Origin of the sequence: uncultured Schumannella sp. (assembly GCF_905479755.1) — a bacterium.
Taxonomy (GTDB): Bacteria; Actinomycetota; Actinomycetes; order Actinomycetales; family Microbacteriaceae; genus DCRR01.
Genome location: NZ_CAJQNT010000003.1, coordinates 199,861 through 217,477, shown reverse-complemented (window position 1 = coordinate 217,477; position 17,617 = coordinate 199,861). Strand labels below are relative to the sequence as shown.

The following is a 17,617-nucleotide window of genomic DNA, read 5'->3' as shown; positions in this document are numbered from 1 at the left end:
ACCGCCACGCGACGGGGAGCGGGTCGACGATCAGCTCTCGAGCGCTTCCGACTTGATGGCGTCGATCGCCGCGACGAATCCGGTGGTCGTGAGCGACGACCCGGCGACCCGCGAAACGGAGAGCGAATCGATGTCCACCCCCACGACCTCGCTCGCGATCCCGCCGGCGAACTGCTCCTGGAATCGCTGCGCCTGGGAGTCGGTCGCGTCGCCGACCACCTCGACGGCGGTGATGGTGTCATCGGCGAGCGTCACGGTGACCACGATCGATTCGGCGCCGCTGGGAGCCTGGTACTCCGCCGTCGCGGTGTACTCGCCATCGGTGTAGCTCGCGGTCGCGGCGGAGGCGGCGTCGCTCGCGGTTGCGCATCCGGTGAGGGCGAGGGTGACTCCGAGGCTCGCGACTCCGGCGGAGGCGAGACGGGGGTGTGCGGTCATGGGGGCTCCCAGGGGTGAACGGCGGCGGACTGATCGTGCAGAGCCAGTTTTTCAGGCTTCGGCGCCGCCTCGCTGTGCGGGCGCCGTGAGGCTGGTATGCACGTCCGATGACGCGGTCGGCCGGGTCAGACCGGCACGCGCTCCCCGCGGGCCCACACCGCGTCGACGGTCCACTCGTCGTCGAGGACCACGAGGTCGGCGGCGAAGCCGGGGGCCAGCCGGCCGAGGCGGTCATCGAGGCCGAGCACCCGGGCCGGCGTTGAGGTGAGCGCGGCCACCGCATCCGCGGGAGCGGTCTGAGCGGCGACGATCGCGGTCCGCAGTGCGACATCGAGGGTCAGCGTCGAGCCCGCGAGGGTGTCGGTGCCGTTGAGCACCGCCCGGCCCTCCTTGACCACGACGTTGAGCGATCCGATCGAATAGAACCCCTCGGCGCTTCCGGCGGCCGCCATCGCGTCGGTGACGAGCACGATCCGGTTCGGCGCGGCGCGGAACGTCATCTCGAGCACTCCCGGGTGCACGTGGATCCCGTCGGCGACGAGTTCGACCGCCACGTTCGGGTCGTCGAAGGCGGCCACCAGCGGACCGGGGTCGCGGTGGTGGATTCCGGGCATCGCGTTGTAGGCGTGGGTCAGCAGCCGCGCGCCGTGGGCGAACGCCTGGCGAGCCGTCTCGTAGTCCACCTCGGTGTGTCCGATCGCGACGACGGCGCCCGCGGCGGTGTAGCGATCGATCGACTCGAGCGCTCCCTCGAGCTCGGGGGCGATCGTGATCTGCCGAAGCGTGCCGTTCGCGGCCTCCAACAGCCGCGCGTCGACCTCCGCATCGGGCGCGATCAGGAACTCCTGCGCGTGCGCGCCCCGGCGGCGCACCGCGAGGTAGGGGCCCTCGAGGTGCGACCCGAGAATGAGCGGGTCGGAGGCGACGAGCTCGGCGACGGTGCGGAGGCTGGCGGTGAGGGTGTCGAGCGGATTCGCGACGAGCGAGATCACACTCCGCGTCGTGCCGTGGGCGCGATGCGTGGCGAGGGCCGCGCGGATCGACTCCGGTCCGTCATCGAAGGCGAAACCGCCGCCGCCGTGGCCGTGGAGGTCGATGAATCCGGGCGCCAGCCAGGCGCCGGCGACGTCGATGCGCTCGGCGGCAGCCGCGGTCACCTCATCAGGCGCGGATCCGGTGCCGGTCGCGGTGATCGTGTCGCCATCGACCAGGAGCCAGCCGGGGCGCTCGCCGTCGAGGTCGACCAGTCGAGCGTTCTCGAAGAGCAGGGGCATGCGTGCCTCCGTGAGGTCAGCGGAAGATGATGGTCCGCGCGCCGTCGAGCAGGACTCGATCCTCGCTGAACCACTTGACGGCCTGGGTGAGGGTGCGGCTCTCTTCGTCCTGGCCGATGGCGACGAGTTCCGAGACGGTGCGGGTGTGGTCGACGCGCACGATGTTCTGTTCGATGATCGGGCCTTCGTCGAGGTCGCTCGTGACGAAGTGCGCCGTCGCTCCGATGATCTTCACCCCGCGCGCGTGCGCCTGCTTGTAGGGGTTGGCGCCCTTGAAGCCGGGAAGGAACGAGTGGTGGATGTTGATGACGCGTCCCGCGAGTGCCTCGCACAGCTCCGGGGAGAGGATCTGCATGTACCGCGCCAGGACGACGAGCTCGATGTCGTGCTCCTCGACGACCTCGAGCACCCGCTGCTCGAAGGCGAGCTTCTGGCCGGGGCTCGCCACGGGATGCGACTCGAACGGGACGCCGTAGAACGAGGCGAGCTCGCCGAGGTCGGGGTGATTGCTGAGCACGAGCGGAATGTCGACCGAGAGCTGGCCGGCGCGCTGACGGAACAGCAGGTCGTTGAGGCAGTGCGCGGACTTGGAGGCCAGCACGAGCGTGCGCAGGGGTCGACCGACGACGTCGAGCTGCCACTGCATGTCGTAGTGCTTCGTCACCGGGGCGAGGGCGGCCTCGAACTCATCGCGGGTGGCCGACGACTCCACCTGGAGTCGCATGAAGAACGTGCCGGTGTCGTCGCTCGAGAACTGCTGCGACTCGGTGATGTTCCCGGATGCGGCGACGATCGCCCCGCTGATGGCGTGCACGATGCCGGGCTTGTCCTCGCACACGAGCGTCAGGATCCAGTGAGTCGGGGTGGTCACGCTTTTAGCGTAGGGCAGGCGTTCCGCCCTGCCGTGCAGGCACCGGCCCGGGAGTGCGGCGGTGCGGCCGTGCCGTGTCCGAGCGATGCTCGACGGCGATTCCGTAGACTTGACCCGAGCCCGCGGCACGCGCGCTCCCGCGGCCGGCGATTCGCGCCATCCCCTCGTTCTCGAGAGCTGTCTTCTTTCTATGTCGTCCACTGTTGCGCCCACCACCACCGCGCCCTTCCCGCTCGGGCGCCTCCTCGTCCTGACGGGGGCCATCTTCGTCTCCGTCTCGAGCGAGTTCCTGCCCACCGGGCTGCTGCCCGACATGGCGAGTGACCTCGGGGTCTCGGAGTCCCGGGTCGGTCTGCTGATCACGATCTTCGCGTTCACCGTCGTCGTCAGCACCGCCCCGCTCGCCGCGATCACCCACAAGTACTCCCGCAAGTGGCTCATGGTCGTGCTGCTCGGGGTGTTCGCTCTCGCCAACGTGCTGGCGGGCATCGCGCCGAGCTACGAGTTCCTGGTCGGCGCACGCATCCTCGGCGGTCTCGCGCACGGACTGTTCTGGGCCGTGACCGGGCCGTATGCCTCGCGCCTGGTGCCGCGCACTCAGCTGGCCAAGGCCATCTCGATCACCAACGCGGGCGGCACGGCCGCGTTCATCCTCGGGGTCCCCGTCGGCACGGCGCTCGGCCACGCGCTCGGCTGGCGCGCCGCCTTCATCGTGATGGCGGCGGTCGTCGTGGTCTTCGCCACGCTCGTGGTGCTCTACCTGCCGCCGGTCGCCCACCGCATCCCGCTGGCGACCGGAGAGATCCAGACCTCGGCGCGCAAAGACCCGACCGTGCCCGGCATCATCATCGTCTGCGTCACCGTCGCGCTGGTCATCACGGGCTACAACCTGTTCGGCACCTACGTCGCGCCCTGGTCGATCCAGGTCGCCGGGGTGGCGCCCGAGCTCGTTCCCGTGATCCTGCTCGTCAACGGCATCGGCGGCGCGCTGGGGTTGGTGCTCGCGGCGGTGTTCGGCGACCGGGCGCCGCAGGCGACGCTCTTCACGATGATGGCCGGCGTGGCGGCGAGCATGGCGGCGCTCGCCGTGTGGGGCAACGGCTTCGTCGCGGCCCTCGTGCTCATGGCGCTGTGGAGCATCGCCTTCGGCGGCATCCCTGCGGTCATGCACGCGCGCATCCTGCACACCGCGTCGCTGCGGCTGCGCGACATCGCCGCGGCGTGGCTCACGACCGCGTTCAACGTGGCGATCGGCGGCGGCGCCCTGCTCGGGGGCGCGCTGCTCGACCAGGTCGGCATCGCGGTCCTGCCCTGGGGGCTCGTGGTGCTGGTGGTGATCGGCATCGCCTTCGTCGCCCTCACCGATCGTGTACGCCTCGCGCCGCATTCCGGTGAGCTGCGCGGCGTCGCGTAGACTGGCGCTGTCGCGACTGGCGTTCGGATGGGTCACCATCGGGGAGCGACGATCACGTGAACGGCGGCCGTACGCCTGGGCCGCCCCTGCACCAACCAGGTAGTTTTCTCGTGAACGTTAGGAGCGCCCGTGTCCATTCCCTCCACTTTCAATTCGCCGCTGTCTGAGGTCGACCCGGAGGTCGCCGAGGCGCTCGCCCTCGAACTCGATCGCCAGCGTTCGACGCTCGAGATGATCGCGAGCGAGAACTTCGTGCCGCGCGCGATCCTCGAGGCGCAGGGCTCGGTGCTCACCAACAAGTACGCCGAGGGCTACCCGGGCCGCCGCTACTACGGCGGCTGCGAATTCGTCGACATTGTCGAGACGCTCGCCATCGAGCGCGCCAAGGCGCTGTTCGGTGCCCAGTTCGCCAACGTGCAGCCGCACTCCGGTGCGAGCGCCAACGCGGCCGTGCTGAGCGCGATCGCGCAGCCGGGCGACCGCATCCTGGGTCTCGAGCTGGCGCACGGCGGTCACCTGACCCACGGGATGCGTCTCAACTTCTCGGGCAAGCTCTACGAGGCGCACGCCTACGGCGTCGACCCCGAAACGATGACGATCGACATGGCGACGGTGCGCGAGAAGGCGCTCGAGGTGAAGCCGCAGGTGATCATCGCCGGCTGGTCGGCCTACCCGCGCCAGCTCGACTTTGCCGCCTTCCGCGCGATCGCCGACGAGGTGGGCGCGAAGCTCTGGGTCGACATGGCGCACTTCGCCGGGCTGGTCGCCGCGGGGCTGCACCCCTCACCGGTGCCGCACGCGCACATCGTCTCCTCGACCGTGCACAAGACGATCGGCGGTCCGCGCTCGGGCTTCATCCTCACCAACGACGCCGACATCGCCAAGAAGATGAACTCCAACGTCTTCCCCGGCCAGCAGGGCGGCCCGCTCATGCACGTCATCGCCGCCAAGGCGACCGCGTTCAAGCTGGCGGCCGAGCCGGAGTTCCGCGACCGCCAAGAGCGCACCATGCGCGGCGCCGCGATCCTCGCCGAGCGCCTCACGCAGCCGGATGCGAAGGCCGCCGGCATCGACGTCCTGTCCGGCGGCACCGACGTGCACCTCGTGCTCGTGGATCTTCGGCACTCGGAGATGACCGGCCAGGATGCCGAGGACCGCCTGCACGAGGTCGGCGTCACCGTGAACAAGAACTCCGTGCCGAACGACCCGCGCCCGCCGATGGTCACCAGCGGCGTGCGCATCGGCACGCCCGCGCTCGCGACCCGCGGCTTCGGCGATGCCGAGTTCACCGAGGTGGCCGACATCATCGCGCTGACGCTCATCCCCGGTTCGGACCTTTCCGCGCTGCGCACCCGCGTCGAGACGCTCGCGAACGCCTTCCCGCTCTACGAGGGCCTCTCCTCGCCGGGCACGTGGCGATGACCGCGATCCGTCTCGACGGCATCGCGACCGCGACCGCGATCAAGGCCGAGCTCGCCGAGCGCGTCGCCGTGCTGCGATCCGCCGGCATCGCGCCCGGGCTCGGCACACTGCTCGTCGGCAGCGACCCCGGATCCGTCTCCTACGTCGGCGGCAAGCACCGCGACTCCGCGGAGGTCGGCATCGAGTCGATCCGGGTCGAACTGCCGGAGACGGCGAGCGAGGCCGAGGTGCGTGCGGCGATCGCCGGACTGAACGCCGACCCCGCCGTCACCGGCTACATCGTGCAGCTGCCGCTGCCGAAGGGCATCGACGAGAACGCCATGCTCGAGCTCATCGATCCCGCGAAGGATGCCGACGGGCTGCACCCCACGAACCTGGGGCGGCTCGTGCTCGGCGTCGCGAGCGAGATGAACTCGCCGTTGCCGTGCACGCCCGCGGGTGTCGTCGAACTGCTGCGTCGGCACGACGTGCCGATTGCCGGCAAGCACGTGACGATCATCGGGCGCGGACTCACGGTCGGGCGCCCGCTCGGCCTCGTCTTCACCCGCAAGGGCGTCGACGCGACCGTGACGCTGACCCACTCGCGCACCCCGGATCTGGCTGCCGAGGTGCGCCGGGCCGACATCGTGGTGGCGGCGCTCGGCGTTCCGCACTTCGTGCAGCCGGACTGGATCAAGCCCGGCGCCGCGGTGCTGGATGTCGGGGTCACCCGCGTCGGCACCACCGACTCGGGGCGCGCCCGCCTGCACGGCGACGTGCACCCGGACGTGGCCGAGGTCGCGGGTTGGCTCTCGCCGAACCCCGGCGGGGTCGGACCGATGACCCGCGCGCTGCTGCTGCAGAACGTGGTCGAGGCGGCCGAACGGCTCTGAGCCGGTCGAGGCGCCGCCGTTCGACGCGCGGCCGGTCGAGGTGCGGCCGGGCTACGCGGCGCCCGTCGCGAGCGTGAAGCGCACCGACTGCCCGGGGCGCAGCTGCGCGAGGGCGTCGAGGTCGGCATCCGTGACGACGGCGATCACCGGGTAGCCGCCGGTCGCCGGATGATCGGGGCCGAGGATCGTCGGCGCGCCGTCGGGGGAGACCTGGATGGCGCCCGGGAGCATCCCCTCGCTCGGGAGCTCGCGGTCGTCGCGGCGGCGGAGTGCGGGACCATCCAGGCGGATGCCGGTGCGGTCGGCGCGCGCCGACACCGCCCAGGCCTGCTCGAGGAGCACGCGCCAGGCCTCGGCGGTGAACCACTCCTGCCGGGGTCCCGGTCGCAACGCGAGCAGACGCGCCTGGGCCGTCGGCGGGTCGACGGGAACGAAGTCGATCGCGGGGACCGGTGTCGCGGGTTCGGGGCGAAGCGGCAGCACGTCGCCGTGGGCGAGCGGTTCGGGGCCGAGCGCGGCGAGCGTGTCGCGCGAACGGGAGCCGAGGGCCGGTGGCGCGTCGATGCCGCCGCGCAGCGCGAGATACCCGCGCACGCCGTGCGTCGCCGTGCCGAGCACGAGTTCGGCGCCCGCCGCGGCGAGCGTCGCCGTGTGCGAGTCGACGCGGGCGCCGTCGAGTCGAGCGTCGAGCCGCGCGCCGGTGAGCGCGAACCAGGTCGGGTGCGCGAACCGCAGGCGGGCGCCGCCGAGCAGGAACTCGATGCCCGCGGCGTCGCTCGGATTGCCGACGAGTCGATTGCCGAGGGCGAGGGCTCCGCGATCCATCGCGCCCGAGACGCCGACGCCGTCGCGCGCGCGGCCGGGGCGGCCGAGATCCTGCACGAGAGCGAGCGGACCCGCCTCCCGCACCTCGATCGTGGAGGCGCCGGTCATGGCCGCGCCTCGAATCGCACGCGGGTGCCGGGGCGCAGCAGCGCCGCGGGTTCGCGCTCGGGATCGAACAGCACGGCATCGGTCGAGCCGATCAGCTGCCAGCCGCCGGGGGAGGCGCGCGGGTAGACGCCGGAGAACTCGGCCGCGAGGGCGACCGAGCCGGGCTCCACGCGCGGGCGGGAGGTGGCGCGTCGTGGCAGCTCTAGGCCGAAGTCGGGCGAGACGAGGTAGCCGAAGCCGGGCGCGAAGCCGGTGAACGCGCACACCCAGGCGCTCGCCGCGTGGCGTTCGGCGAGCGCGCCCGCGGTGAGCCCGACCGCGGCGGCAGCCTCGGCGAGATCCGGTCCGTCGTAGCGCACCGGGATCGTGACGAGGGGGGCGCCGGATGCGGCGGCTGCCGGCGCCGGATCTCCCACCTCGCGCATCCAGGTTTCGACCCTGCGCAACGACACCCCCGGCTCCACGCGCACGAGGACGGTGCGCGCGGCGGGCACGAGTTCGACGACGCCCGCCGGTGCTGAGGCCTCGAGCTGCCGCGCGGCGGCCATCGTGACCTCGAGGGAGTCGTATTCGGCGAGTAGCGCCCGATCGCCGAACGGCAGCACCCTCACGCGAAGGCCCGCAGGTCGATGCCCTCGGCGTCGAGGGCGGCGCGCACGGCGCGGGCGAGGGTCGCCGCACCGGGAGTGTCGCCGTGGACGCAGAGCGAGGCGGCGTCCACCTCGAGCTCGCTGCCGTCGAGGGCGACGACGACGTGCTCGCGGGCCAGCCGCACGGCCCGACGGGCCACCTCGTCGGCGTTCGAGAGCACGGCACCCGGCTCCCCGCGGGGGGCGAGGCGGCCATCGGGGAGGTAGCCACGGTCGGCGAAGGCTTCGCGCACGAACCGCACCCCGTGCCGCTCGGCGGCCGACTCGATGGCGCTTCCGGGAAGACCGACGAGCGGCAGTTCCGCGGCCGCCGCGACCCGCGCCACGATGTCGGCCTGACCGGGGTCGATGGCGATGCGGTTGTAGAGCGCGCCGTGCGGCTTGAGGTAGCGCACCTCGACCATCGAGCCGACGGCGGCCTCGGCGAGGGCGGCGAGCTGCGCCTCCAGATCGGCCTGCAGTTCGGCAGGCGAGGGGTTCATCGGGCTGCGGCCGAAGTTCTCGCGGTCGCGGTAGGAGGGGTGTGCGCCGACGGCGACGCCGGACTCCCGCGCGCCCCGCACGGTCGCGAGCATGGTCTCCGCGTCGCCGGCATGGAAGCCGCACGCCACGTTGGCGCTCGTGACCTGGGCGAGGAGTTCGGCATCCTCGCTCATCCCCTCGCCGAGGTCGGCGTTCAGGTCGATCGCTGCCATGCGCGCCAGTCTAGGCAGGCGGCCGTGGGGGTCGCGGGGTGGTGCGGGCGAGCTCGACGTGTCCGGGCCGTTGGGTGATCGCCCCCAGCGAGCGCGCCAGGAGTGTGGCCGTGATGACACCGGCGGCAAGAATGCCGGCGAGGACGAGCAACTGGAAACGCCCGGCTTCGAGAGGCGAGGCGCCGGCGAAGATCGCGCCGACGAAGGCGCCCGGGAGCACGACGATTCCGGTGGTGCGGGTCTGGTCGATCGAGGGCAGGAGCGCCGTGCGAATCGCCTGGCGCGCGAGGGTCGCGGTGGACTGTCGCGGCGTCGCGCCGAGGGCGAGCCAGCCTTCCACCTCGTCCCACCCGTCGCGCACCGTGGAGGTGAAGATGCGCTCGGTGAGGATCGCGATGGTCATGGTGTTGCCGATGATGATGCCGCCGACCGCGAGCACGTAACGCGGCGAGAATTCCAGGGCTCCGCTGGCGAAAATGATCGCGCCGACGGCGAGCGGGCCGACCAGCATGGCCAGCGCGAGGCTGCCGAGCTGCGCGCGTCCGAGTCGCGCGCGGCGGGCCGCCGTGCCGACCGCGGCCGCGAACATGACGACGAGCCCGAGGGCGACCCACCGCGCGTCGGTGATGACCCCGGCCAGGACGAGGCTCAACGCCGCGAGTTGGAGCGCCGCACGGCCCAGCGCTGTGGCGATCGACCACGGCGACGGGATGCGCCCGGCCCACAGTCCGAGCGTCGCCACGGTCGCGAGGACGATGAGCGCGATCGTCGTCGCGAGGCCGGTTTCCCACGTCATGCGCCGAGCCTAGGGTCTGAATCGAGCGGGCACCGGGCGGGCGATTGTCGCGGTGGAGACGAAAATCTTGCGACACGCCGAAATCACAACATCTAGGTAATTACATCGGTGGAATTCCCGGTATATAGTGAAGGACCAACTCACCGGTCGAGGCTTAATTCAGCTCCGGACGGCGTAGGGGAACCGCTGAAATGAGGAGGCTCACATGAACGACGTCGACACCGTTGGTGGGTACGCTGTCCCGGTCGATCCGATGGACGACCTGCAGTGTGAAAGCTGCCAGTAAGGCACACCACTGAACCCGGCTCCGGCCGGGAATGAGAATTCCGAAGCCTCGGGCGCCGCACGGCCCCGGGGCTTCGGTGATTCCGGGGCCGAATGTCGGGTGCGCCGCCTCATTCCCCCGAACCGCCCCGCGGGCGCCGGTAGGCTTTCCCGCGTGTCCGTGAACCCCGAAATCCAGGGTCGCAGCTATCCGACGACCGAGCCGTATCTGGTCGGTCGCGAGAAGGTGCGCGAGTTCTCGCGCGCCGTGCTGTCGACGAGTCCGATCAACCTCGACCCCGAGGCCGCGCGCGCGGCCGGCTACGCCGACGTCGTCGCGCCGCCGACCTTCCCCGTGGTGGTGCAGGAGCACACGCTCGCGCAGCTGCTCGGCGACCCCGACGCCGGCATCGACTTCTCGCGCGTCGTGCACGGCGACCAGCGCTTCAGCTACACGCGGCCGATCGTCGCGGGCGACGAGCTGACGGCCACCATGACCGTGACGAGCGTCAAGTCGCTCGGCGGCAACAGCATGGTCACCGCGTCCTCCGAGATCGTGGATGCCTCCGGCGCCCACGTCGTCACCGCGATCTCGACGCTCGTCGTCCGAGGAGATGAGTCATGAGCACCCTTCCCGACCGGTCCGCCCTCGCCGTCGGTGACGTCGTCGCCGAGTCGAGCTTCGGGCTCACTCGCGACAACCTGGTGCGCTACGCCGGGGCGTCGGGAGACTTCAACCCGATCCACTATCGCGACGACGTTGCGGCGAGCGTTGGGCTCCCCGGCGTGCTCGCCCACGGAATGCTCACGATGGGCTTCGCGGTGCAGCCGGTCGTCGAGTGGCTCGGCGGCGACAGCGGCAAGATTCTCGACTACCAGGTGCGGTTCACGCGCCCGGTCGTGGTGGATCCGGAGACGGGCGCGGTCGTGAGCGTCACCGCCAAGGTCGGGGCCCTCGACGACGCCGGGGCGCGCATCGACCTCACCGTGAGCTACAACGGCCAGACCGTGCTCGGCAAGGCCCAGGCCGTCATCGCCCTGCCCGCGTGACCGACGACGTGACCGACCTCGCCAGCCTGACGACCCTCGGGGTCGGCGGCGCGGCCGAGCGACTCGTCACGCCGACCACGCGCGCCGATCTCCTCGACGCCGTGCGGACCGCGTGGTCGTCGCCGGAGGACTGGCTGCTGCTCGGCGGCGGCTCCAACCTGGTCGTCGCCGACGACGGATTCGAGGGCACCGTCATCCGTGTCGCGAGCCGCGGTCTGGAGCGCCTCGCGGGCGACCCGCCGCGCGTGCGCGAGCCCGGCTCGCCGGTGAGCGGCCCCGCCGCCGGGGAGGGCGCGCGCGAGCGCACCGTCCGTCTGCGCGTGGAGGCGGGGGAGAACTGGGACGACGTCGTCGCCTCGGCCGTCGAGCACGGCTGGGCCGGAATCGAGGCCCTGTCAGGCATCCCGGGCAGCGCGGGCGCCGCGCCGGTGCAAAACATCGGCGCCTACGGTCAGGAGCTCGCGTCGAGCCTGACGGCGATCGAGTTCCTCGACTTCGACTCGGGGGAGCTCTCACGCATTCCCGCCGCCGCACTGGGGCTCGGCTACCGCACGAGCGCGCTCAAGCGCGGACGCCTCGGTCTCGTGGTCGCCCTCGAGCTGGCGCTCTTCGAGGCTCCCGCCGGCCAGACGGCGCTGTCGCAGCCGATCGCCTACCCACAGCTCGCGGATGCCCTGGGCGTCCGCCTCGGCGACCGCATCCCGGTGCACGAGGTGCGCGCGGCGGTGCTGGAACTGCGCGCGAGCAAGGGGATGCTGTGGAACCCGCGCGACCCCGATTCGCGCAGCGCCGGGTCCTTTTTCACGAACCCCGTGGTGAGCGAGCACTTCGCGCGCGGGCTACCGAGCGATGCACCCCGCTGGCCGACGGCGCCGGACGAGCCGGATCGGGTGCTCCCGCTGGGGGCCGAGGTCCCCAGCCTGGCGCGTCCCGCCTCGGGCGAGTATCTCGTCAAGCTCAGCGCGGCCTGGCTGATCGAGCGCGCGGGCATCGCCCGCGGCTTCGCGCTTCCCGGGTCGAAGGCGGCGATCTCGAGCAAGCACACCCTCGCGATCGTGAACCGCGGCGGGGCGACGGCGGCCGAGATCGTGCAGCTGGCGAGCTACGTGCAGACGCGCGTGCTGTCGCAGTTCGGGGTCGTGCTGCACCCCGAACCGGTGCTCGTCGGCGTGCACCTCTAGCCCCGGTACGCTCGAGGGATGCCTCACATCGCCGTGCTCGGAAGCGCCAATCTCGACTTCGTGGTGACCCAACCGCGACTCGCAAAACCGGGCGAGACCATCTTCGGTCACGACTTCGTCACCGTCCCCGGTGGCAAGGGTCTGAATCAGGCCGTCGCCGCCGCGCGCGCGGGCGGGAACGTGGCCTTCCTCGGGGCGGTGGGCGCCGATGACGCGGGCCGGGTGCTGCGCGCGTGCCTCGACGCCGAGGGCATCGACCTGAGTGGCCTGATCGAGGTGGCCGGTGCGACCGGCACCGCACACATCGCCGTCGTGGACGACGGCGAGAATTCGATCGTCGTGGTTCCGGGGGCGAACGCCGCCGTGACCGAACTCGACGACGTCACACGCTCGCACATCGCGGGCGCCTCCGCGCTCGTGCTGCAGCTGGAGCGGCCGCTGGAGCTGGTCGCGGAGGCGCTCGCCTTCGCCCGCGCGTCCGGCGTGCGCACCGTGCTCACCCCGGCGCCCGCGCGCCCCCTGGCCCCGGAGCTGCTGGGCCTGGTTGACATCCTCGTCCCCAACGCGGGCGAGGCGTGCGAGCTGGCGGGCGTCGACGATGAGCTCGTGGCGGCGCGCGCCCTGAGCCAGCAGGCCGCGACGGTCATCATGACCCGCGGCGCACACGGTTCCGTGATCGCGCGTGCGGGCGAGGTGATCGCCGAGGTGCCGGCGCGCCGGGTGAACGCGGTCGACACGACCGCGGCGGGCGACACCTTCGTCGGTGCGCTCATTGCGCGGCTGACCGCGGGCGACGAGCTCGACGACGCCGTCCGGACGGCGTCGGTGGCGGCATCGATCACGGTGACCCGGCCCGGGGCCACCAGCTCGATCCCCACCTGGGATGAGGTCGCCGCGGCGCTCTGATCGCGCCCCGCGGCATCGCGATCCGCTAGAGGATGCCGAGCTCCATCGCGCGCGTGACGGCGCGCGTGCGGTCGGTGACCTCGAGTTTCGTGAACACGTGCAGCAGGTGGGTCTTGACGGTGGACTCGCCCACGAACAGGCGCTCGCCGATGGCCCGATTGCTGAGGCCGTCGGCGACCAGGCGCAGCACCTCGAGTTCGCGCGGGCTGAGCGCGACGGGGGGCGTGGCGGGGCGCGAGACGCGCGTCACCAGCATCGCGGCGACGCGCGGCGCGAGCGCGACCTCGCCGGCGGCGACCGCGCGCACCCCGGCGAGCAGTTCCTGCTCGGGGGCCGCCTTCAGCAGGTAGCCGCTGGCCCCGGCCTCGACACCTGCGAGGATCGCGTCGTCGGATTCGTAGGTGGTGAGGATGACGACCTTCACCTCGGGCGCGACGGCCCGGATCTCGGCTGTCGCGGCGTCGCCATCGAGTTCGGGCATCCGCAAATCCATGAGCACCACGTCGGGGCGCTCGGCGAGCGCGATCTCGACCGCCTCGACGCCCGTCGTCGCGGTGCCGATCACCTCGAGGTCGCTCTCCGCCTCCAGCAGGGCAACGAGTCCCGCGCGGACGATCGGGTGGTCATCGGCGACCAGGATGCGGATCACGAGGCCGCTCCGAGCGGAAGTCGCGCCGTGAGCGTCGTGGCGCCCGGCGTCCCGTCGATGGTGAGGCTGCCGCCGACGAGTTCCAGGCGGGCGGTGAGTCCGTCGAGTCCGAACCCGGCCCCCCGGCGGAGTGCCGGATCGAAGCCGACGCCGTCGTCGCTGATCCGAACCAGCGCGTCGTGCTCGGCCGTGACGACCTCGATGCGCGCCGCGGAGGCGGAGGAGTGTTTGCGCACGTTCGCGAGTCCTTCCTGGGCGCAGCGCAGCACGACCACTTCGGCGTCGCGGTCGAGGTGGGTAGCGGGATCGACCTCCGCGGTGACGGCGATGCCGGTCTCGCGCTCGAAGCGGAGGGCGAGCCGCTCGAGTGCCGCGTCGATGCCGCCGCCGAGATCGACGGGCGCGGTTCCGGCGACGAGCGCGCGCGTCTCGGTGAGCGAATCGCGGGCGGCCGTCTCGAGCAGTTCGAGGCTCTCATCGTTCAGGCGTCCGTCCCGGTGCTCGCGACGGGCACGTTGGGCGAGCAGCACGATGCCGGTGAGGCTCTGCGCGATGGTGTCGTGCAGTTCGCGGGCGAACCGCTCGCGCTCCTCGGTGACGCCGCGGTCGCGGTGCAGCACTTCGAGTTCTCGCTGAGCGGCCGTGAGCTGGTCGACGAGCAGCGCCTTCTCCGCCCCGAATCGGGCGATGCGGGTGATCCAGAGTCCGAGCGCCAGGCTGAAGGTGAGTGACAGCACGACGGTGACGAAGGTGGACAGCAGCGCCCCGGGTGCCGTGCCGAGGTTCACCACGAAGCCCGCGCCCACACTGAGCGCGATGCCGATGTTGGCGATGATCGCGCGCCGCGTGGACGGCGCGAGGGCCCAAACGATCGGGTAGGCGATCGATTGGGCGAAGGCCAGGACGGGGTTGATGGCGACCAGGGCGCCCGTGACGAGGACGGTGACGACGATGAAGATCGACATCGCGTGGTACTGCTCGCGCCGGTACGCTGGGCGCCCGATGGCGAGCCAGGAGATCGCGAAGACGGTCAGGATCGCGTAGCCGACCACCCGATCCGTGCCGTCGGCGAAGAACGTCACGATCCCCGCGAGCACGAGGCTCGAGCCGAGGATCGCGACGTCCCACCACCGCGGGTTGTTCATGTCAGCTATCTTTCCGGATCCACCGGAAGGTGAGGCGCGCGAGCACCAGTCCGACGACGAGCCAGATGCCGGTCGCGATGGCGACCCCCGCGAGGTTCCATACCTCGCCCGGCTCGAAGGCCTCGAAGTTCTCCGGGAGGAACACCGCGCGCATCCCCTGCGCGAGCCACTTGAGCGGGAACACGCTGGCAACATTCTGCAGCCACTCCGGCAGGTCGCTGAAGCGCAGGTAGACCCCCGAGATGAACTGCAGGACGAGCACGATCGGGATGATGACCGCGGTCGCGCTCTTGCCGCTGCGCGGCAGGCTGGCGAGACCGATGCCGAGCACCGCCGAGGTGGCGACGCCGAGGAAGAAGACCCAGGCGAAGGTCGCCCAGCTCTCCGCATCCGTCGGGAGCGGCACCTGGAAGACGACGCCCGCGACCAGGATGAGCAGCGCGGCCTGCAGGATGCCCGTCACGAGCACCTGCCCGATCTTGCCGACGAAGTAGCTCATCATCGGCAGGGGCGTCCCGGCGAGGCGCTTGAGGGTGCCATCGCTTCGTTCCATGGCGATGTCGATCGACATGTTCTGAAGTCCCGACAGGAGCACGCCAGCGGCGAGCATCCCGGGCAGGTAGTAGGCGGCCGCCGTCACGGTCTCGCCGTCGGGGTCGAGGCCGAAGCTGGCCTCGCTGAAGGCGACCGAGAAGATCGTCAGCATGACGAGCGGGAACAGGAACGTGAAGAACACCGTGTCGCCCTGGCGGAAGTACATGGCGACCTCGTAGCGGATGCGCGCGAGTCCGAGCGGGATCACGCGGCCCGGGCGGAGGGGGGCGGTGGCGATGGTCATGCGAGGGCCTCTTCCTGACGCGTGGTCTCGCCGACGAGACCGAGATAGATGTCTTCCAGACTGGGTCGGATCACTTCGAGGCGATCCGGTTCGACGCCGCCGTTCTGGGCGACGAGTTCGGTGACCCGGGCGGCGGGCCGATCGGTGTGCTCCTCGCGCACCGTGCCCTGCTCGACCCAACGCACGATCGGCACGCGCGCCTCGGCGCCTCCGATTTCGTCGATGCGTCCGAGGGCGACGAGCCGTCCGCCGGCGACGATGCCCGCCCGGTCGCCGAGTTGCGCGGCCTCGTCGAGGTAGTGGGTGGTCAACAGAATCGTGGTGCCCTCGCGCTTGAGGTCGCGGATGAGGTCCCAGAACTGGCGACGCGCCTCCGGGTCGAACCCGGTGGTGGGCTCGTCCAAGAACAGCAGCTCGGGGCGACCGATCACGCCGAGGGCGACGTCGACGCGACGGCGCTGACCGCCGGAGAGCTTCTTGATCCGCACATCGGCCTTCGACTCGAGCCCGACGGCCGCGATGACCTGGTCGACCTCGCGCGGGTTCGGGTACATGCCGGCGAAGAGTCGCAGAAGCTCGCGCACGGTCGCATTGCCGGTTTCGCCGCTGCTCTGCAGCACGATGCCGAGGCGCGCCTTCCAGGCGAGCCCCCCGTGCTGCGGATCGACGCCGAGCACGCGCGCCTCGCCGCTGGTGCGGTCGCGGTAGCCCTCGAGAATCTCGATCGTGGTGCTCTTGCCGGCACCGTTGGGGCCGAGCAGGGCGAAGGTCTCGCCGCGATGGATGTCAAAATCGAGGCCGCGCAGTGCGAGCACACCGCCGCGGTACTCCTTGCGGAGATCGCGCACCTCTACCACTGTGTCCGTTGTCATGCCTCAACTCTGCTCCGTGCGAGCGGTCGCGACAACGACGAGGCGGTGGGTTGCGGTATCCACCGGTCGGTGGATACGCGCGCTACCCGAAGAGCTTGTGCAGGCGGGCGATGCCCTCGGCGATGTCGGCGTCGCCGAGCGCATAGCTGAAACGCAGGTACCCGCTCGGCCCGAAGGCCTCCCCGGGCACGGCGGCGACCTCGGTCTTCTCGAGGATCAGATCGGCGAGCTCGAGACTCGTGGTCGGCGTGACGCCGGCCCATTCGCGGCCGAGCAGCCCCGAGACATCCGGGTACACGTAGAACGCGCCCTGCGGCAGCGGCACGGTGATCCCGTCGATCGCGCTGAGCCCCGCGACGATCGCGCGGCGGCGGCGATCGAAGGCGAGGCGCATCTCCTCGACGGCGTCCTGGGGGCCGGTGAGCGCGGCGAGCGCGGCACGCTGCGAGATGTTGGAGACGTTGGAACTGAGGTGCGACTGCAGGTTCGCGGCGGCCGTCATCGCATCCTTCGGCCCGACCATCCAGCCCAGCCGCCAGCCGGTCATGGCGTAGGTCTTGGCGACGCCGTTGACGAGGATGGTGCGGTCGGCGAGCGCGGGCGTCGCCTCCACGATCGAGGCGGCGCGAACGCCGTCGTAGACGAGGTTCTGGTAGATCTCGTCGCTGATCACCCAGAGCCCGTGCTCGTCGGCCCAGGCGCCGATCGCGGCCGTCTGCTCGGGCGAGTAGACCGCGCCGGTGGGGTTCGAGGGCGAGACGAACAGCAGCACCTTGGTGCGCGGCGTGCGGGCGGCCTCGAGCTGGTCGACCGTCACCAGGTAGTTCTGGTCGGCTCCCGCGAACACCTCGACGGGGACGCCGCCGGCGAGCGCGATCGCCTCGGGGTAGGTCGTCCAGTACGGCCCCGGTAGCAGCACCTCGTCGCCCGGGTCGAGCAACGTCGCGAAGGCTTGGTAGACCGCCTGCTTGCCGCCGTTGGTCACCACCACCTGCGAGGGGTCGACCTCGAGCGCCGAGTCGCGCAGCGTCTTGGCCGCGATCGCCTCGCGGAGTTCGGGAAGGCCCGCGGCGGGCGTGTAGCGGTGGTTCTTGGGGTCGCGGGCCGCCGCGACGGCGGCCTCGACGACGTGGTCGGGCGTCGGGAAGTCGGGCTCACCGGCCGCGAAGCTAATGACCGGCCGACCGGCGGCCTTCAGCTGCTTGGCCTTGGCGTCGACCTTGAGGGTCGCGGACTCGGCGATGGATCCGATGCGGTGAGAAACGCGCTGCACCCCCTCAGCCTACTCGGCTGGGTTGGTGAGCGGACAGCGGAGCCGGAGCCGCCTACCCCCAGGCGACTCCGGCT

General features: G+C 71.4%; 19 protein-coding genes and 1 riboswitch. Of the genes, 7 read left to right on the top strand and 12 right to left on the bottom strand.

Annotated elements, in window-relative coordinates:
* Window positions 1–30: 30 nt before the first annotated feature.
* The 3 genes from QZ258_RS01180 to purU form a co-directional block, all read right to left on the bottom strand.
* Window positions 31–438, bottom strand: a complete 408-nt coding sequence (locus tag QZ258_RS01180) for a hypothetical protein (protein ID WP_294178270.1) — start codon at window positions 436–438, stop codon at window positions 31–33.
* Window positions 439–563: 125 nt separating this feature from the next.
* Window positions 564–1,712, bottom strand: a complete 1,149-nt coding sequence (gene nagA / locus QZ258_RS01175; protein ID WP_294178268.1) for an N-acetylglucosamine-6-phosphate deacetylase — start codon at window positions 1,710–1,712, stop codon at window positions 564–566.
* Between the two features lie 16 nt (window positions 1,713–1,728).
* Window positions 1,729–2,583 (bottom strand): formyltetrahydrofolate deformylase, encoded by an 855-nt coding sequence (gene purU / locus QZ258_RS01170; protein ID WP_294178266.1) that lies wholly within the window; start codon window positions 2,581–2,583, stop codon window positions 1,729–1,731.
* A 190-nt stretch (window positions 2,584–2,773) separates the two neighbouring features.
* Here purU and QZ258_RS01165 point away from each other — a divergent pair, with 190 nt between their 5' ends.
* From QZ258_RS01165 to QZ258_RS01155, 3 genes are all read left to right on the top strand, one after another.
* Window positions 2,774–3,997 (top strand): MFS transporter, encoded by a 1,224-nt coding sequence (locus QZ258_RS01165; RefSeq protein ID WP_294178264.1) that lies wholly within the window; start codon window positions 2,774–2,776, stop codon window positions 3,995–3,997.
* 2 nt (window positions 3,998–3,999) lie between these two features.
* Window positions 4,000–4,085: riboswitch (ZMP/ZTP riboswitch) on the top strand.
* Window positions 4,086–4,126: 41 nt separating this feature from the next.
* Window positions 4,127–5,419: a serine hydroxymethyltransferase gene (glyA, locus tag QZ258_RS01160; RefSeq protein ID WP_294178262.1), complete on the top strand. Its 1,293-nt coding sequence runs from the start codon at window positions 4,127–4,129 to the stop codon at window positions 5,417–5,419.
* Window positions 5,416–6,291, top strand: coding sequence for a bifunctional methylenetetrahydrofolate dehydrogenase/methenyltetrahydrofolate cyclohydrolase (locus tag QZ258_RS01155; protein ID WP_294178260.1), 876 nt, complete (start codon window positions 5,416–5,418; stop codon window positions 6,289–6,291). Before glyA ends, QZ258_RS01155 begins: the two co-directional genes overlap by 4 nt.
* A gap of 51 nt (window positions 6,292–6,342) precedes the next feature.
* On the opposite strand, the gene QZ258_RS01150 is transcribed toward QZ258_RS01155, so the two are convergent.
* From QZ258_RS01150 to QZ258_RS01135, 4 genes are read right to left on the bottom strand one after another with little or no spacing between them, the layout of a single operon-like run.
* Window positions 6,343–7,224 (bottom strand): biotin-dependent carboxyltransferase family protein, encoded by an 882-nt coding sequence (locus QZ258_RS01150; protein ID WP_294178258.1) that lies wholly within the window; start codon window positions 7,222–7,224, stop codon window positions 6,343–6,345.
* Window positions 7,221–7,835: an allophanate hydrolase subunit 1 gene (locus QZ258_RS01145; RefSeq protein ID WP_294178257.1), complete on the bottom strand. Its 615-nt coding sequence runs from the start codon at window positions 7,833–7,835 to the stop codon at window positions 7,221–7,223. Before QZ258_RS01145 ends, QZ258_RS01150 begins: the two co-directional genes overlap by 4 nt.
* On the bottom strand, window positions 7,832–8,569 hold the full coding sequence (locus tag QZ258_RS01140) for a LamB/YcsF family protein (protein ID WP_294178255.1): 738 nt from the start codon (window positions 8,567–8,569) through the stop codon (window positions 7,832–7,834). The genes QZ258_RS01145 and QZ258_RS01140 overlap by 4 nt, the downstream gene beginning before the upstream one ends.
* Before the next feature lie 10 nt (window positions 8,570–8,579).
* On the bottom strand, window positions 8,580–9,365 hold the full coding sequence (locus QZ258_RS01135; protein WP_294178253.1) for an ABC transporter permease: 786 nt from the start codon (window positions 9,363–9,365) through the stop codon (window positions 8,580–8,582).
* 439 nt (window positions 9,366–9,804) lie between these two features.
* On the opposite strand from QZ258_RS01135, the gene QZ258_RS01130 reads away from it, so the two are divergent.
* From QZ258_RS01130 to QZ258_RS01115, 4 genes are read left to right on the top strand one after another with little or no spacing between them, the layout of a single operon-like run.
* A complete protein-coding gene (locus tag QZ258_RS01130; RefSeq protein ID WP_294178250.1) occupies window positions 9,805–10,254 on the top strand; it encodes a MaoC family dehydratase N-terminal domain-containing protein in 450 nt (149 codons plus the stop codon).
* Window positions 10,251–10,679: a MaoC/PaaZ C-terminal domain-containing protein gene (locus tag QZ258_RS01125; protein WP_294178248.1), complete on the top strand. Its 429-nt coding sequence runs from the start codon at window positions 10,251–10,253 to the stop codon at window positions 10,677–10,679. Before QZ258_RS01130 ends, QZ258_RS01125 begins: the two co-directional genes overlap by 4 nt.
* Complete coding sequence (locus QZ258_RS01120) at window positions 10,676–11,860, top strand: UDP-N-acetylmuramate dehydrogenase (RefSeq protein WP_294178247.1); 1,185 nt, start codon at window positions 10,676–10,678, stop codon at window positions 11,858–11,860. Before QZ258_RS01125 ends, QZ258_RS01120 begins: the two co-directional genes overlap by 4 nt.
* Before the next feature lie 18 nt (window positions 11,861–11,878).
* On the top strand, window positions 11,879–12,766 hold the full coding sequence (locus QZ258_RS01115) for a ribokinase (protein ID WP_294178245.1): 888 nt from the start codon (window positions 11,879–11,881) through the stop codon (window positions 12,764–12,766).
* A gap of 25 nt (window positions 12,767–12,791) precedes the next feature.
* Here the strand turns inward: QZ258_RS01115 and QZ258_RS01110 are convergent, their stop codons facing one another.
* From QZ258_RS01110 to QZ258_RS01090, 5 genes are all read right to left on the bottom strand, one after another.
* Entirely contained in the window at window positions 12,792–13,415 is a 624-nt protein-coding gene (locus QZ258_RS01110; protein ID WP_294178244.1) for a response regulator transcription factor, read from the bottom strand.
* The gene (locus tag QZ258_RS01105) at window positions 13,412–14,560 is read right to left on the bottom strand and encodes a sensor histidine kinase (RefSeq protein ID WP_294178242.1); all 1,149 of its coding nucleotides are present in this window, start codon (window positions 14,558–14,560) and stop codon (window positions 13,412–13,414) included. Before QZ258_RS01105 ends, QZ258_RS01110 begins: the two co-directional genes overlap by 4 nt.
* Before the next feature lies 1 nt (window position 14,561).
* Window positions 14,562–15,398 carry an ABC transporter permease gene (locus tag QZ258_RS01100; RefSeq protein ID WP_294178239.1) on the bottom strand — a complete coding sequence of 279 codons (837 nt, stop codon included), beginning with the start codon at window positions 15,396–15,398 and terminating at the stop codon, window positions 14,562–14,564.
* The gene (locus tag QZ258_RS01095; protein WP_294178238.1) at window positions 15,395–16,270 is read right to left on the bottom strand and encodes an ABC transporter ATP-binding protein; all 876 of its coding nucleotides are present in this window, start codon (window positions 16,268–16,270) and stop codon (window positions 15,395–15,397) included. The genes QZ258_RS01100 and QZ258_RS01095 overlap by 4 nt, the downstream gene beginning before the upstream one ends.
* A gap of 82 nt (window positions 16,271–16,352) precedes the next feature.
* On the bottom strand, window positions 16,353–17,543 hold the full coding sequence (locus tag QZ258_RS01090) for a pyridoxal phosphate-dependent aminotransferase (RefSeq protein WP_294178236.1): 1,191 nt from the start codon (window positions 17,541–17,543) through the stop codon (window positions 16,353–16,355).
* Between the last annotated feature and the right edge of the window lie 74 nt (window positions 17,544–17,617).